The following is a 14,468-nucleotide window of genomic DNA, read 5'->3' as shown; positions in this document are numbered from 1 at the left end:
TTAGAAACTCCCCTGAACGGACAGATAAACCCCATCCTGATTATCCAGCGTGGCGATCTCCCCCAGGCGCGCATAGGCCAGCACCACAGCCAGATTTTTATTTGGGAAGTAACCGAGAAACAGATCCGCCCAGTCACTTTCGCCAGCAAAGCTCAAGTTGTCCGGCTTCTCGCGGTACTCCACGCCCAGCGCCCAGCGCGGGTTGAACAGCACGGCGACGGAGCCTTCCTTGAGTACGGAATGACGGTCACGGCGACCCCCCCCAAACCCCAGCAGGCCCAGCTCGTTGGCCCGGGTGTAACGAATGCCGCCGTTGAGCAGCAGGTTGTAGCCAAAGGCGCCACCGAGGATCAGCCGGCTGGCGCTGAGATACCCCTCGGTATCCTCGCTGCGTTGCGCGCCCACCAGGCTGGGGATCAGAAAATCCTTCTGGCGTTTGTGCTGAATGCCCAATGACACCTGCGGCAGCTGGTCGTAGATCAGGTCACCAAACAGGCGCACCTTAAGGCCGAAGATATCCTGGCTCAGGCTGTTTTCTGGCAGATTCAGGTTGCGCGCCAGGGTGCCCAGATCAAAGCGCTGACGGGCATAGGACAGTTCGATGCGGTTATCGAAGGCTACGCCAACACCGGCCACATCCAGGCGGTAATCGCCGGTTTCCACCCGAGTGGCAAATACATCCGCGCCCCACTCACCGCGTTCGCCATAACCGGAGAGCACCGCCCAGGGGATAATCCCGCCACCTGCCGCACCTTCAATGCTGCTGGCGCCACCCGTGGCCAGCAAGCGGCCGTCGGCCCAGGCTGTGGCTCATCTCGATGGTCGAGCGCACAATCACCGAGTCTTCACTGGCATCGTCCAGGTCACGGATAAACGACTGGTCGATCTTCAGTTCCTGCACCGGCATACGCTTGAGTTGTGTCAGGGAAGAATAGCCCGTACCAAAGTCGTCTACCGACAAGCTGATGCCACATGCCCGCAGACCATGCAGCACCTGCAGGGCGAGTTCGGGATTGAGCATCACCCCGCTTTCGGTGATTTCAAAAATCAGCTGCTCGGGCGGCACCTGGTACTCGGCCAACAGTGCACTGACCCGCGCCGGTAACTGCGGATCGATCAGATCTTCGGTGGAGATATTCAGCGACACCTGCACGCGCAGACCGCGACCGACCCACTCGCGCAACTGGCGCATGACCTCCTCGATCACCCAGGCAGTCAGCAGCTGGATGCTGCCAGTGCGCTCGGCCAGCGGAATAAACTCCCCCGGCGAAACCATGCCCAACACCGGATGCTGCCAACGCAGCAAGGCTTCGGCCTGGCGCACCTGGCCGGCGACAATGTCCAGTTTCGGTTGATAGTGCAACAGCAGCTCGGCCTTGCTTGGCGCATGGCGTAAATCGCGAATCAGGCGAATCTGCCGCTGCTGGGCATCATCGCGGCCGCGCTGGTAGACCTGCAGATGGCTGGGCATGCCAGCGGCATCCTGCATGGCGATGCTCGCCCGGCGCAGCAGCTCTTCCGGGGCATTGCCATCGACCGGGTAGCTGGCAATGCCGATGCGACAATCGAGGGTGAAATCATGGGTGGCAACGCGCAGCGGCTTGAGCAGCAATTGCTGCACCTTGTCGGCGATGCCCACGGCGTTGTCACTATCGGTGTTTTCCAGTAACAGAAGAAACTCGTCACCGATAATCCGCGCCACGCTATCGCCGGGGCGCAGAATCGCCTGCAGGCGCCTACTCAGCTGCTGCAAAGCCAGGTCGCCACCCTCTGCACCGAGGCTTTCATTGACTACACGAAAATTCGCCACACCCAGGTACAGCAACGCCGTCGGCCGCCCGGCGGTGATCGCGCTACCCAGACGCTCCAGCACCAGGGTGCGGTTGGGCAGGCCAGTCAGCGCATCATGCAAAGCGTTGTGCGCCAGTTGCCGCTCACGCTCGGCGATACCTTGCTGCATGGCTTTGAAGGCGATGGCCAAACGCCCCAGTTCATCACCGCGCTGCAGATCCAGGCTGGCCTGATAATCGCCCTGGCGCACCCGCTCAGCGACGGCCGCCAGTTGCTGCACAGGCTGCGACACCGAACGCGCCAGCAATAAGGCGCCGACAAGGGACGCCGTCAGCGCCACCAGAGCAATCAGCAGAATATTCTGATCAAGCGGGGCAAACGCCTGCTGCGCCTGACTCAAGGACTTGTGCAGCAGCGCGCGCACTTCATAGCCGTCACCACTGGCCAGTACCAGGGTCTGATTAAGGTAGGCCTCGTCACCTATCTGACTTATCGCATCATTGGCCAGCTCGGCCATGCTGCCTTGCAGTTGCTCACGCTGCGCCGGCTGCAGGGTGCTGATCCAGATATCGGCCACGCCGTTCTGGGTCGCGCGCAGAGTCAGGTCCAAATGGGTCAACTCACGCAATTCGGCAGCAAATACATCGTCAACCTGAAAGCCCATCATCACTCGGGCAATCGGCAACGGCGCAGTAACTGTGGCCTGCACCAGCAGGTAGATCTTGTCGGCAATCGGCATCAGAAAAATATGCACGCCCTCACGCTGAGGCTGCATCACCTGGGTACTCAGGCGCTTGGCCGTGTCACCGCTGATCTGCCGATCACTGCTGACCTCCAGATTGCCATCCAGACCCAGCATCATCACCGCGCTGGCGTTGATCCGTGCGCCATGGTTAAGCAGGGCCGAGCGAATGGTCTCGCTGTCACCGCTGGCCACAGCATCCTTGAAGCCAAAATCGGCAGCCAGCACCTGCACCGCATCGTGCAGCTGGCGGCCGCGCACTTCGAGCAATTGCTGAAACACCAGGCTACCCACATCCAACTGCTCGCGGGCCTGGCTGCGTACGGCAGCATTGGTGGCGGTCTGCACTGCCGCATAGAGCACGCCGACCACCACCAACAGCAGCAGTACCAGTACGCCGGCAATCCGTGACTGAAAACTATTGCGCAGCATCGCGAGCCTTCTTGAATGCATCCCCAAAGGCGCTGGCCGGCGCACTAGGCGTTGCCTGGATGACAGGCGCCTACATGGCCAGGGTAAAACGCTGCTGGCTGCCAGCTTCAGTCAGCTGCACCTGGCCGGCAGCCTGCGGCAACATCTCCGGCGCTTGTGGGTGCCACAGGCTGACTGTGTACATACCGGCCGGCAGTTGCTCCAGATTCAGCTTGCCCTGCGCATCGCTGACGGCGAACCAGGGATCGTTGGTGACATAGACATAACCCACCATCCAGTCATGGATATTGCAGCCAAGCACCACCACACCGGGCTTGTCGAACAGTACAGGCTCACTTGGCGTGCCCTGGTACAGGCGCAGCTCAAAGCGCTTGGCGAGGGAAAACGAATAGACGTGATGACGGATATTGTCGCTATTGGGGAATGACACCGAGGTGCCGCTGCGCACGGCCAGCACATTGGGCGCAAATTGCTGAGAGCGTTGGTCCATCACTGCAGTAGCAGTGTGCAACCACAGGTGCAACCTCGCTGCGCAAACTGAGCACGGCATTGGCCAAAGGCTGGCCTTGGCTATCCACCAACTCGGCTTGCAGGCTGGCGGCGTGCAGCGGTACATCGAGCAGCAACATACCCAGCAGCGAAAGCGCGAACGACAGGTGCAGGTGCTTGTTCATCAAGACTACTCGTACTCTGGGGGCACACTTGACTATGAACAGCATCCTTGCCCGGGTACAGTAAATGTCTCTGTGAGCCACAGCTTAGTCGGCAGCGTGAAGAAGTTCACGCTTCGTCGGGGTCGCTGCCGGTTATGCCCGCCATCCGCAGTGGACAGCAGCCCGGCACGAAGGGCTTATTCGGCGCTGCGCAGGCGTTTCGGCGTCAGGCCCAGATAGCGGCGCATGGCGGTGGTCAGCGCGCTCTGGCTAGAAAAGCCGCACTCTTCAGCGATGCGGATCAGCGGCAGGCCGCTCTCGCGCAACAGCCGCACGGCTCGGTCCAGACGGGTTTTCAGCAAGTACTGGTGCGGCGTCAGGCCGACGCTGTCCTTGAACTGTGCATGGAAATGACTGGGGCTCAGGCAAGCCACCTGCGCCAGCTCGGCCACGCTGATGCGCCGCGCAAGATGTTCGAAGATATAGCTGTCGATTCTTTCCAGATTCAGCGCCCCCACAGGCCGCGTATGGGGCTCGCCAAACAGGCGCAGGTGCAAGGCGCGAAGCAGCACACCACCCAACGCCCGAGGCAGCAACGGATCAGAGCCATAACGTTCAAGCTCGGCGCCGGCATAGCTCAGCAGGTTCTGGAAATCGGCATCCAGTTGCGGGTAACGCGGGGTTTCGAACAGGCGAGCCAGCAGTTGCAGGTCTTCACTGGAGGTGCCCTGCTCATCCAGATCGATGATCAGCATGCGGTTATCACCCATACCGGCGAACTGGTGATCGGCATCCCCTGGCACCAGGCAGGCACGCATCCGGCAGACTTCGCCGCCGCGACCGTTGACCTCAAACTCCGCGCGCCCAGCCAGCGACAACACCAGTTGATGATGGTCGTGGGTGTGTTCGTGGGCTTGATCATCAAGACGCATCAATCGCGCGTTGAACATGAAAAGTGCAACCCTGGAAAGCAGAGGTGCAACTTTAACCTTTTGCCCGGTAAAACTGCAGCCTGCACGACAAATGGGCAGCACCCGCACCAAAAACTCGCCACACCATTAAAAGCGCCCGAATACAGGGCAAACAGTTGGCCGCCAGCCCATGTACAACGCCTGAAACCGGGCTTTTGCGATGCCTGGCAAGGGATTTGCTCGACCGGAACACCGTTCAACTTCAGGAAACCAGCTTATGGTCCTCAGCATTGCTCTCGCCCTGGCATTGGCGCTGTTACTCGCTGGCCACTTCCTCAGCCAGCTCGCTGGCAAACGCCACCAGCAGCACCTCAATGAGCTGCAAGCTGAACTGCTGCAACGCGCGATTGAGCTGCTGCAAACCCTGCAAAAACACCGTGGTCTGGGTGCCCAACAAGATCTGCTCAGCACCAGCCAGCGCAACGTCCTGGCCCGTCAACTCGACCAGCTCTGGCTGAACTGGCCCGGCCCGAGCCTGCAACTTGCCCCGCTGCAGCAGGACTGGCCACGCCTGCGGCGCAACCCGGCGGACTTTGCCGCGCATTGCCAGGTTATCGACGGTTTGCTGGAGGTTATCGCCACACTCGAATCCCGCCTGCACCAGGCTGGCAATTCACAAATAGAGGGCATCGCCCAGGCCTGCCATGGCCTGGAAAACCTTGCGCGCCTGCGCGGTCTGAGCGTACGTGCGGCCAATTACAGTCAATCCCCGCCAAGCCTGAAACAGCAGATTCAGCAACTCTGCCTGCAGCTGGAACAATCCCCCGTCGGCGCCTCATTGCGGCAGGCGCTGCAGCGCCTGGAACATGAGCTGATCGACAGCCGCGAAGTACGCCTGGCACCACACGAATGCTTTGCCCTGCTCACACCGCTGATCGACGAGTATGTCCAGCAGTTGCGCGCGCCATTGCAGGCGGCGTTCGCAGCACGGGCTCCCGCAGGGCAGCCCTAGCGGCTATGCTGGCAGCCTCGACTTTTGCCAGGAGTTCACCATGCTTGCCCCCCGCCTGACAGTGGCACTCAGCCTTGCACTGCTCGCAGCCTGCGCACAAAAGCCCAGCAGCGTTACCCTGGAGCAGAACCAGCAGGGCAAATGCCCGCTGTCGTTGCACGTCGGCCAGCAATTCAACCTGCGCCTGCCGAGCAACCCCACCACCGGTTTCCGCTGGTTGCTGCGTGACTCCGCGCCACAGGTGCTGAAAAGCCTTGGCCCCGAGGTCTACAGCAACCCGGAAGATGCCGGCCTGGTCGGCAGCGCCGGTATTTCCACCTGGCGCTTCGAGGTCGCGCAGGCTGGCGAAGGCCAATTGGCCCTGACCTACGAGCGTCCCTGGGAAGTCGGTGTTGTGCCCGCACAGCGCTTCAACTGCACGATCAAGGTGCGCTAGCAGACCGTTGAAAACGTAGGCAGGCAGCGTAAAGCAATAACAGGCGAAAAGCTGAAATGAGCATTTTGAGCCGCGCGTCCCAGCCGACTTTTAACGCGGCTATGACACCGTAGGTAGTTTTTCAACAGCCTGCTACTGGCGCGAAATGCTGCCCTAACTGGCATCCACGGCGTGGTCAGTTAATTGGCGACACGCCATAGTGCAGACCTTGCACGCCTCAAGGAAAAGCTCATGCGTTATCTGCTGCCGGGTTTGCTGGGCGCTGCCGTGTTTCTCTATGCACGGCTCAACGGCCTGAGCGAACTGGGCCTGCTCAGCAAAGGCATCCCGGTCATCGCACTGTTGCTGTGGCTGCGAACAGCCCCCGGAGGCCTGTATCGACGCTGGATCAGCCTTAGTCTGCTTGCCTCGCTGGCAGGCGACATTCTGCTCGACTGGCCGAAGGACCTGTTCGTCTTCGGCCTCGGCGCCTTCCTGCTGGCGCACCTGGCCTAATTGCGTGCCTACTTCAGCGACTGCCAACAACCGGCCTGGCGGGCCCTGCTGCTGGCCCTGGGCACGGGCGGGACGATGTTTGCCATCCTCGCCAGTGCCAACCTGGGTCCGCTGCTGATCCCCGTGGCCTGTTACGCTCTGGCCATCAGCGCCATGCTCTGGCGCGCCCTCGCCCGCCTTGGCCAGGAAGGCCTGAACACCAGTTCCACACGCCTAGCCGCCGCGGGCGCAGCGTTGTTTGTGCTGTCGGACAGCCTGATCGGCATCAACCGCTTTGTCGCGCCCTTCGACGCTGCGCCACTGGCGATCATGCTCAGCTACTGGCTGGGACAATGGGCTATCGCCGCATCGACCTTCAATCGCTCACACGGCGTGTAACGTTATTCTTAGATCGGCACACCACGACTAAATCGACTATAGGAAGTGTAGGAAAAATAATTTAAAGGAAACAGCATGATTCTCCCCGGGCGGGTATTGGGCCTTTTCCTGCTGCTGGCAGGACTCTATGGTTGCAGCAGCCTGCTCCCCAGTGAGCAGGCAGAAGCACGCTCCCCCTTCAATGACTACCTCGACGCGGAAATGCGCTATTCCCAGGCTGTGGCACACAAGACCACACGCCATGAGTTATTCAAATTGGGCTTCGACCCCCTGACCCAGGGCAACGGCAAGATGCTGTCGTTTATCGATGTCCGCCTGATGTTCGTACAGCCCAACGTGCCCATCGACTACTTACCCGATGGCCTAGCACATTGCCTGCAGGCCAAGGATCGCTGTATTGGTTACTCTTTCGAGTTCAGCAAAACCGACAGCCAACGCGTGGGTAGCTTCTGGGCCGATGTATTCAATTTCCGCAAAAAGCGTGAAATGGAAGGCTGGCTGTTCCGCGCGGTATTCGTTTTTGTCGATGACATCCTGGTGCACAAGGGTAGCAGCGGTGAGCCGAACATTCGCCGCTACGAGGTCAAGCGCAATCCACAGGGACCGCTGCAGGGTGCCGGCGAGTTCTTTTCTGACCAATTGAAGTAATCATGGTTTGGCTTGAGGCCGCACTTGGCTAAAATGCCCGGCTTTCTCGACCAGTGCGCAGCCATCGTGAGCAAACAGCCCGACCGTCTTTTCGCCCAACCCCTGACGCAAGTGCCGGACTTCGTGTTCAACGAAGATGTGGTGCGGGTCTTCCCCGACATGATCAAGCGCTCGGTGCCGGGCTACCCGACCATTGTCGAAAACATTGGCGTGCTGGCTGGCCAGTTTGCTCAGCCCCATAGCGTGCTGTATGACTTGGGCAGCTCCTTGGGCGCGGTCACTCAGGCACTGCGTCGGCATGTACAGATTGCCGATTGCCGCGTGATCGCCGTGGACAACTCCAGCGCCATGGTCGAGCGCTGCCGCGAATACCTGCATGCTCAGGACTCGATGTTTCAGGAGTTATTGCCGGTCGAGGTGATCGAAGGCGACATCCTCAGGCTCGACTTCCAGCCCACTTCGCTGGTGGCCTTGAACTTCACCCTGCAATTTATTCAGCCCGAACAACGCCTCGAACTGCTCAGCCGCATTCGCCAGGCCCTGCTGCCCGGCGGCGCACTGATTCTCTCGGAAAAACTGCAGTTCGAAGATGCTCAGCAGCACACGCTACTGGGCGATCTGCACATCGCGTTTAAGCGCGCCAACGGTTACAGCGAGCTGGAAATTGCGCAAAAGCGCAGCGCCATCGAGAAAGTCATGCTCCCCGACAGCCTCGAACAACACCGCGAACGCCTGCTGGCCGCCGGCTTCAGCCAGGTGGTGCCGTGGTTCCAATGCCTTAATTTCGCCTCGATGATTGCCCTGCCATGATCAACCGCCTCGACCTCGATGCCCTGCAAGCCACTCTGGCCGGCACCCCACTGCAAGAATGGTCAGCCGACTTGCCCGGACAAATTGACGCAAAGTTGGCCATCGGCCATGGCGACTTGCCGCGCTGGCACGGTGCGGTGCAGGCCCTACCGGAACTGAGCGTCGAACAGCTGGAACTGCTGCACAGCTTCAGCTTCAACGGGCCATACGACGACAGCACCCGTGCCGCCCTGAACACCGCCCTGCAGGGCTTGATCCCGTGGCGCAAGGGGCCGTTTCATCTGTTCGGCGTGCATGTCGACACCGAATGGCGCTCCGACTGGAAATGGCAGCGGGTCGCACCTTACCTCGATCTCAAAAACAAGCGCGTGCTGGATGTTGGTTGCGGCAACGGCTATTACATGTGGCGCATGCTCGGCGCAGGTGCAAGCAGCGTGGTGGGCATCGACCCTAACTGGCTATTTCTCTGCCAGTTTCTGGCGATGAAGAACTACCTGCCCGACCTGCCCGCCTGGCATCTGCCACTGGCCTTCGAGGAATTACCCGGCAAGCTGCAAGGCTTCGATACCGCGTTCTCCATGGGCGTGCTGTATCACCGCCGCTCGCCTATAGACCATTTGATTGAGCTTAAGGACTGTTTGGTCAAAAACGGCGAACTGGTGCTTGAAACCCTAGTGATCGAAGGAGACAGCCAACAAGTGCTGGTGCCCGAAGACCGCTACGCGCAAATGCGCAACGTGTGGTTTTTACCCTCGGTACCGGCGCTGGAGTTATGGCTGCGTCGCGCCGGTTTCGTCGACATCCGCTGCGTAGATGTCAGCACCACCAGCGTCGACGAACAACGTTCGACCGAATGGATGCGTTTCCAGTCGCTGCCTGAATTCCTCGACCCTGCCGACCATAGCCGTACCGTTGAAGGCCTACCGGCGCCCTGCCGTGCCGTGCTGGTGGCGCGCAAACCCTGAGAGACTGCGACTAAAGCAAACACTATGCAGGGAGCTACAGTGAAGGTTGTGTTTGCTAGCGAGTGATAATGATGAAAACCGTCGCGCTGTTCTTGTTACTGGCTTGGCTGCTGCCTGCGGGGGCTCAGACCCTCCGGCTGTACACGGAAGAGTATCCGCCTGTGAGTTTTTCTCAGGACGGACAGCCGGCCGGGATGTCCGTGGAGCTGGTCCAAGAGCTACTGCGCCGACTTGATCAATCGGCAAAACTGCAAATAGTGCCTTGGGCCCGCGCCTACCGCCTTGCGCAAACCACGCCGCACACCGCCATCTTCCCGACCATCCGTAACAGCGAGCGTGAAAAACACTTCATGTGGGTCGGCCCGATCATGCTGGCCAGCGACAACTTCTACGCCCTCAAAGGCTCCGGAGTCGTTGTCTCGGATGTAAGCCAACTGGCCCGATTCACAGCGATCGCGTTACCGCGCGACTGGTTCACCTATCAGGAACTGACCGCTGCCGAAATGGACAACCTGCTTGGTGTCACGGAGCCTGAACAGATGTTCAATCTATTGAAAAGCGGACGGGTTCCGTTGATCGCCGCGGATAACCTGAGCTTCTACGTTGGGGGCAAGCAGGCTGATCAAGTCGCGCAGTTCGGAGCGGATGATGTCGAGATCGCCTTCGCCTACCGGCAATCCTTCGGATACATCACCTTCTGGGCAGGTACGGAGGATGAGGTCATCCAGCGCTGGCTTCCCGGTGCGCAAGAGCCGGGTCTGCGCGAACCCGGCCAAGCACTCACGCCTTAACCTACCTGCGATTCGCCGCTGCCTGGATGAGCGCCTTCATCTCTACCACCGCTTGTTTAAAGCCGACAAACAGCGCGTGCGCCACGAGGGCGTGGCCAATGCTCAGCTCGTTGATCCCGGCAATCGCAGCCACTGGCTCGACGTTGTGGTAGTGCAGGCCGTGCCCGGCATTGACGATCAACCCGTGCTGCAGACCGCAGGCCACGCCGTCGCGAATCCGCGCCAACTCACGCGCCGCTTCCTCTGGCGTATGCGCATCGGCATAGCGCCCGGTGTGCAGTTCGATGGCTGGTGCGCCAACGCGTTTTGAGGCTTCGATCTGCAGCGGGTCCGGGTCGATAAACAGCGACACTTCGCAGCCAATCTTGCTTAGTCGCTCCACGGCGGCGCGAATCCGCGCCTCCTGCCCTGCCACATCCAGGCCACCTTCGGTGGTCAGTTCCTGACGCGTCTCCGGTACCAGACAGACGTGTTCAGGGCGAATGCTTTCGGCAAAGGCGAGCATTTCCTCAGTCACGCCCATCTCGAAGTTCATGCGCGTTTGCATGACTTCCTTGAGCAGGCGCACATCACGCTCCTGGATATGTCGGCGGTCTTCGCGCAGGTGCACGGTGATACCGTCGGCCCCGGCCTCTTCGGCGTCCAGCGCGGCCTTGACCGGGTCCGGATAACGGGTGCCACGGGCCTGACGCAGGGTGGCCACATGGTCGATGTTTACACCCAGCAGAATACGATTGGCATCAGTCACGGCTTGGCTCCTTGAGCGTCATAAACAGTTCGCGACTGACCAACGGTCGGCCGCCTAAATGGGGGGCTAGGGCCTGGCGCATCAGACGCTTGGCAGCAGCCAGGGCGCCCGGTGCAGTCCAGTCCGCGTCGGCCATCGCCAACAATTCGGCCCCTTGAAAAGCGCCGGGTTGCAATTGGCCAATCGGCACCAGCCCGGTTTCGGTATGCAGTCGATACAAACCCGCCGGGGCGATGGGCTGGCCTTCGCTGTCCAGATCCAGGGCGAAACCATAGCCCAGCTCATCGAGCAGACGCCATTCAAAAGAGCGCAATAAAGGCTCCAAGGCACGGCCTTCAGCCAGGGCCAGCACAGTCATGGCGTAATGCTCAAAAACAGTGGGATGGGGATCTTCAGCAGGCAGCAGGCGAATCAGCAGTTCATTGAGGTACAGACCGCTAAACAGCGCCTCGCCCACCAGCAGATTGGGGATACCGGCGGGATCGAGACGGCCAACATTCTTCAGCTCGCCACGTCCGCGAAACGCGGCCTCCAGCGGGATAAACGGCCGTGCCAGGCTGCCGGCCTTGCCGCGCGCGCCGCGTAATACTGCACGCAGACGACCCTGCGGAGTGAGAAAGTCCACCAGCGCACTACTTTCGCGGTAGGCACGAGTGTGCAGGACATAGGCGGGCTGACTAGGGGCAAGCATGGGTTTACTCGCAAAGCGGGCGCAAGCGCGCCCGAGGGCAACTCAGATGTTGTCGTAACCCAGGGAGCGCAGGGCGCGCTCGTCATCGGACCAGCCACCCTTGACCTTGACCCAGAGGTTGAGCATGACCTTGGAGTCGAACATCACCTCCATGTCCTTGCGTGCTTCCTGGCCGATGCGTTTGATCCGCTCACCCTTGTCGCCGATTATGATTTTCTTCTGGCCATCACGCTCGACTAGGATCAGGGCGTGGATATGCAGGATGCGCCCATCGCGCTTGAACTCCTCGATTTCCACGGTGATCTGGTACGGCAACTCGGCACCCAGCTGGCGCATGATTTTCTCGCGCACCAGTTCGGCAGCGAAGAAGCGGCTGGAGCGGTCGGTAACCTGGTCTTCCGGGAAGAAGTGCACGCCTTCCGGCAAATGCTCTCCCACCAGTTTTTCCAGAGTATCGAGGTTATGCCCATGTTGTGCGGAGACTGGCACGATTTCGGCCTTCGGCAACTGGGTGGCCAGCCACTCCAGGTGCGGCATCAACTCGGTCTTATCTTCGATGCGATCGGTTTTGTTGATCGCCAGAATTACCGGACCTTCAACATATTGAACGCGCTCAAGCACCATCTGGTCTTCATCGGTCCAGCGAGTGCGATCGACCACGAAGATCACTACGTCGACATCCTTCAGCGCCGACGAGGCGTTCTTGTTCATGTAGCGATTGAGCGCTTTTTCATTGTTTTTGTGCAGGCCGGGGGTATCGACATAGATCGCCTGCACTTCACCCTCGGTCTTGATGCCGAGCATGTTGTGTCGCGTGGTCTGCGGCTTGCGCGAGGTGATCGCCAGCTTTTGCCCAAGAATGTGGTTGAGCAGCGTCGACTTGCCCACGTTGGGCCGGCCGACGATGGCGACATAGCCACAGCGTGTAACAGGTGAATCAGTCATTGCCATTCTCCACACCCAGGGCGATCAGCGCGGCAGCGGCCGCCACCTGCTCGGCGATACGCCGACTGGCACCCTGCCCCAGGGTTTTATCATTAAGTAGAGTGACCTGACATTCGACCACGAATGTCCGGCAGTGCGGCTCACCCTGGATATCCACCACTTCATAACGTGGCAGTTCACAGCCACGCGACTGCAGAAACTCCTGCAGACGGGTTTTCGGATCCTTGTTGGTATCGACCAGGGTCAGGCTGTCCAGCTCAGTGGTCAACCAGGCCAACACACGCTCGCGAGCCGCATCCATCCCAGCATCAAGATAGATGGCACCGATCAGCGCTTCCAGGGCATCGGCGAGAATCGACTCACGGCGGAAACCACCACTTTTCAGCTCACCAGACCCGAGGCGCAGGTACTCACCCAGATCGAAACCACGGGCCAGAATGGCGAGAGTCTCACCCTTGACCAAGCGCGCGCGCAAACGTGACAGCTGCCCTTCGCGAGCCAGCGGAAAGCGCTGAAACAGCGCCTCACCAGCGACAAAGTTGAGAATGGCGTCACCGAGAAACTCCAGACGCTCGTTATTGCGCCCGGCGAAACTGCGATGGGTAAGGGCCAGGATCATCAGTTCCTGGTCCTTGAAGGTATAACCGAGCTGCCGCTCGAGACGGGCTAACGACGCACTCACGGCATACGCACGCGGAATTCTTTATCGAAGCGCACTACAAGATCGATATTTTCGATCAATGGTTCGCGCTTCTCATATTTCAGGTGCACGCGAAATTCGTTGTTTTCGACTTTTACTTTAATCGCGTCTTGCATATTGAAATCGCGAATGCTGTTGACCTGCATGCCCTTGCTGATATGGCTATAAAAGTCGTTAATGCTGCGAACATCAGCTGCTTTATCGGTCTCAACCGAAGTAATCATTTTCTCCAGCGACATATAGTCGAAGTAATGCGGCAAAACCTTGAACGCCGCACTGGCTAAAAAAGCGACTACCGCCAACACCATCAACCAACTAAGAATCGACATTCCCTTTTGCGAATGCACAGATTTCATATTTGTCCCCAAATTCAAGTTAGGTAAAAGCCATTACGGCTGGAGGCAAGGCTATATATAGCCTGAGACGCTGCATTTAACAGCGTCGCAAATTCGTCAGCAGGTCAGTGAATCAGACCTACGCGGGAGAAATTCGGCAGGTTGCGCGACTTGGGGTCCGGCCAGCTCATCCAGATGGCAAAAGCTTTGCCTACGATATTCTGGTCCGGCACCATGCCCAGCAGCGGCTTGGGGATGGCCGGATCATTCCAGTAACGGCTGTCATTGGAGTTGTCGCGGTTGTCGCCCATCATAAAATAATGCCCTTGCGGCACTACCCACTCGCGGCCCGGCTCAACCCGATAGCGCTGCATTTCCTTACGGATCTGGTGCTCTACCTCACCCAGTTTCTCGCTATACAGCGTCGCACTGCCCAAGCTACCCGGCTCATCACCAATCAACTGCTGCGCTACAGACTCACCATTGATAGTCAGACGCTTGTCGCTGCTGTAGGCAATGCGGTCACCGGCTAGGCCGACCACGCGTTTGATGTAGTTGATATTAGGATCGCTTGGATAACGAAACACCATCACATCGCCACGTTGCGGGTCGCCTACCTCAATCACCTTGGTGTCCAGCACCGGTAGGCGGATGCCATAGGCAAACTTGTTGACCAGAATAAAATCGCCCACTTCCAGGGTCGGCTTCATCGAGCCGGATGGGATCTGGAAGGGTTCGACAAGAAACGAGCGCAGTACCAGCACGATGGCCAGTACCGGGAAGAACGACTTACCGTACTCCACCAGCAAAGGCTCTTTGTTCAAGCGTTCCATCACCGCCTCATCAGGCTCGCTGACCTGACCGTGGTAGGTGCTGATAGCGGCTCGCCGGCGCGGGGCCAGAAAGATCAGGTCGAATAACGCCAGCGCGCCACAAACGGCGACGGCGATAACCAGTAACAGCGGGAAATTGATCGACATAGGAC

At 59.5% G+C, this 14,468-nt stretch carries 15 protein-coding genes and 2 pseudogenes; 7 read left to right on the top strand and 10 right to left on the bottom strand.

Going from position 1 to position 14,468, the window contains the following annotated elements; translation table 11 throughout:
• The 4 genes and pseudogenes from BLW24_RS15785 to BLW24_RS15770 form a co-directional block, all read right to left on the bottom strand.
• Window positions 1-786 (bottom strand): DUF3034 family protein, encoded by a 786-nt coding sequence (locus BLW24_RS15785; RefSeq protein WP_090383729.1) that lies wholly within the window; start codon window positions 784-786, stop codon window positions 1-3.
• Window positions 755-2,965, bottom strand: a complete 2,211-nt coding sequence (locus BLW24_RS15780) for a bifunctional diguanylate cyclase/phosphodiesterase (protein ID WP_090383722.1) — start codon at window positions 2,963-2,965, stop codon at window positions 755-757. Before BLW24_RS15780 ends, BLW24_RS15785 begins: the two co-directional genes overlap by 32 nt.
• Window positions 2,952-3,667, bottom strand: a pseudogene (locus BLW24_RS15775) (methylamine utilization protein). The gene BLW24_RS15780 and the pseudogene BLW24_RS15775 overlap by 14 nt, the downstream one beginning before the upstream one ends.
• Before the next feature lie 148 nt (window positions 3,668-3,815).
• The gene (locus BLW24_RS15770) at window positions 3,816-4,568 is read right to left on the bottom strand and encodes a helix-turn-helix transcriptional regulator (RefSeq protein WP_090383714.1); all 753 of its coding nucleotides are present in this window, start codon (window positions 4,566-4,568) and stop codon (window positions 3,816-3,818) included.
• Between the two features lie 238 nt (window positions 4,569-4,806).
• Between BLW24_RS15770 and BLW24_RS15765 the strand changes: the two genes are divergently transcribed.
• The 7 genes and pseudogenes from BLW24_RS15765 to BLW24_RS15735 all read left to right on the top strand — a co-directional run bounded on the left by BLW24_RS15765 (window position 4,807) and on the right by BLW24_RS15735 (window position 10,064).
• Window positions 4,807-5,541, top strand: coding sequence for a hypothetical protein (locus BLW24_RS15765; RefSeq protein WP_090383707.1), 735 nt, complete (start codon window positions 4,807-4,809; stop codon window positions 5,539-5,541).
• A 40-nt stretch (window positions 5,542-5,581) separates the two neighbouring features.
• Complete coding sequence (locus BLW24_RS15760) at window positions 5,582-5,977, top strand: protease inhibitor I42 family protein (RefSeq protein ID WP_090383701.1); 396 nt, start codon at window positions 5,582-5,584, stop codon at window positions 5,975-5,977.
• A 231-nt stretch (window positions 5,978-6,208) separates the two neighbouring features.
• A pseudogene (locus tag BLW24_RS15755) lies at window positions 6,209-6,850 on the top strand (lysoplasmalogenase).
• A 75-nt stretch (window positions 6,851-6,925) separates the two neighbouring features.
• A complete protein-coding gene (locus tag BLW24_RS15750; protein ID WP_090383694.1) occupies window positions 6,926-7,498 on the top strand; it encodes a hypothetical protein in 573 nt (190 codons plus the stop codon).
• A 33-nt stretch (window positions 7,499-7,531) separates the two neighbouring features.
• Window positions 7,532-8,308, top strand: coding sequence for a carboxy-S-adenosyl-L-methionine synthase CmoA (gene cmoA / locus BLW24_RS15745; RefSeq protein ID WP_208600233.1), 777 nt, complete (start codon window positions 7,532-7,534; stop codon window positions 8,306-8,308).
• Window positions 8,305-9,273, top strand: a complete 969-nt coding sequence (gene cmoB / locus BLW24_RS15740) for a tRNA 5-methoxyuridine(34)/uridine 5-oxyacetic acid(34) synthase CmoB (RefSeq protein WP_090383689.1) — start codon at window positions 8,305-8,307, stop codon at window positions 9,271-9,273. The genes cmoA and cmoB overlap by 4 nt, the downstream gene beginning before the upstream one ends.
• A 68-nt stretch (window positions 9,274-9,341) precedes the next feature.
• Window positions 9,342-10,064 carry a substrate-binding periplasmic protein gene (locus BLW24_RS15735; RefSeq protein ID WP_090383684.1) on the top strand — a complete coding sequence of 241 codons (723 nt, stop codon included), beginning with the start codon at window positions 9,342-9,344 and terminating at the stop codon, window positions 10,062-10,064.
• Between the two features lies 1 nt (window position 10,065).
• On the opposite strand, the gene pdxJ is transcribed toward BLW24_RS15735, so the two are convergent.
• The 6 genes from pdxJ to lepB all read right to left on the bottom strand — a co-directional run bounded on the left by pdxJ (window position 10,066) and on the right by lepB (window position 14,463).
• Window positions 10,066-10,812, bottom strand: a complete 747-nt coding sequence (pdxJ, locus tag BLW24_RS15730) for a pyridoxine 5'-phosphate synthase (RefSeq protein WP_090383677.1) — start codon at window positions 10,810-10,812, stop codon at window positions 10,066-10,068.
• On the bottom strand, window positions 10,805-11,503 hold the full coding sequence (recO, locus tag BLW24_RS15725; protein ID WP_090383674.1) for a DNA repair protein RecO: 699 nt from the start codon (window positions 11,501-11,503) through the stop codon (window positions 10,805-10,807). Before recO ends, pdxJ begins: the two co-directional genes overlap by 8 nt.
• A 42-nt stretch (window positions 11,504-11,545) precedes the next feature.
• The gene (gene era, locus BLW24_RS15720) at window positions 11,546-12,448 is read right to left on the bottom strand and encodes a GTPase Era (protein ID WP_090383668.1); all 903 of its coding nucleotides are present in this window, start codon (window positions 12,446-12,448) and stop codon (window positions 11,546-11,548) included.
• Window positions 12,441-13,130, bottom strand: coding sequence for a ribonuclease III (rnc, locus tag BLW24_RS15715; RefSeq protein WP_090383664.1), 690 nt, complete (start codon window positions 13,128-13,130; stop codon window positions 12,441-12,443). The genes era and rnc overlap by 8 nt, the downstream gene beginning before the upstream one ends.
• Entirely contained in the window at window positions 13,127-13,504 is a 378-nt protein-coding gene (locus tag BLW24_RS15710; RefSeq protein WP_090383660.1) for a DUF4845 domain-containing protein, read from the bottom strand. The genes rnc and BLW24_RS15710 overlap by 4 nt, the downstream gene beginning before the upstream one ends.
• 104 nt (window positions 13,505-13,608) lie before the next feature.
• The gene (gene lepB / locus BLW24_RS15705; protein WP_090383654.1) at window positions 13,609-14,463 is read right to left on the bottom strand and encodes a signal peptidase I; all 855 of its coding nucleotides are present in this window, start codon (window positions 14,461-14,463) and stop codon (window positions 13,609-13,611) included.
• Window positions 14,464-14,468 lie beyond the last annotated feature (5 nt).

It is taken from the genome of Pseudomonas anguilliseptica, assembly GCF_900105355.1.
Lineage (GTDB): Bacteria > Pseudomonadota > Gammaproteobacteria > Pseudomonadales > Pseudomonadaceae > Aquipseudomonas > Aquipseudomonas anguilliseptica.
Note: the sequence above shows the minus strand (reverse complement) of the source record. Positions and strands in the feature narration are given on the sequence as shown.

Bases quoted from the DNA above. Each gene is read 5' to 3' on its own strand.
- BLW24_RS15780 (WP_090383722.1), bottom strand. From the start codon at position 2,965: ATGCTGCGCAATAGTTTTCAGTCACGGATTGCCGGCGTACTGGTACTG.
- cmoB (WP_090383689.1), top strand. From the start codon at position 8,305: ATGATCAACCGCCTCGACCTCGATGCCCTGCAAGCCACTCTGGCCGGC.
- era (WP_090383668.1), bottom strand. From the start codon at position 12,448: ATGACTGATTCACCTGTTACACGCTGTGGCTATGTCGCCATCGTCGGC.
- BLW24_RS15710 (WP_090383660.1), bottom strand. From the start codon at position 13,504: ATGAAATCTGTGCATTCGCAAAAGGGAATGTCGATTCTTAGTTGGTTG.
- BLW24_RS15770 (WP_090383714.1), bottom strand. From the start codon at position 4,568: ATGTTCAACGCGCGATTGATGCGTCTTGATGATCAAGCCCACGAACAC.
- cmoA (WP_208600233.1), top strand. From the start codon at position 7,532: ATGCCCGGCTTTCTCGACCAGTGCGCAGCCATCGTGAGCAAACAGCCC.
- lepB (WP_090383654.1), bottom strand. From the start codon at position 14,463: ATGTCGATCAATTTCCCGCTGTTACTGGTTATCGCCGTCGCCGTTTGT.
- BLW24_RS15760 (WP_090383701.1), top strand. From the start codon at position 5,582: ATGCTTGCCCCCCGCCTGACAGTGGCACTCAGCCTTGCACTGCTCGCA.
- BLW24_RS15735 (WP_090383684.1), top strand. From the start codon at position 9,342: ATGATGAAAACCGTCGCGCTGTTCTTGTTACTGGCTTGGCTGCTGCCT.
- BLW24_RS15750 (WP_090383694.1), top strand. From the start codon at position 6,926: ATGATTCTCCCCGGGCGGGTATTGGGCCTTTTCCTGCTGCTGGCAGGA.
- recO (WP_090383674.1), bottom strand. From the start codon at position 11,503: ATGCTTGCCCCTAGTCAGCCCGCCTATGTCCTGCACACTCGTGCCTAC.
- BLW24_RS15765 (WP_090383707.1), top strand. From the start codon at position 4,807: ATGGTCCTCAGCATTGCTCTCGCCCTGGCATTGGCGCTGTTACTCGCT.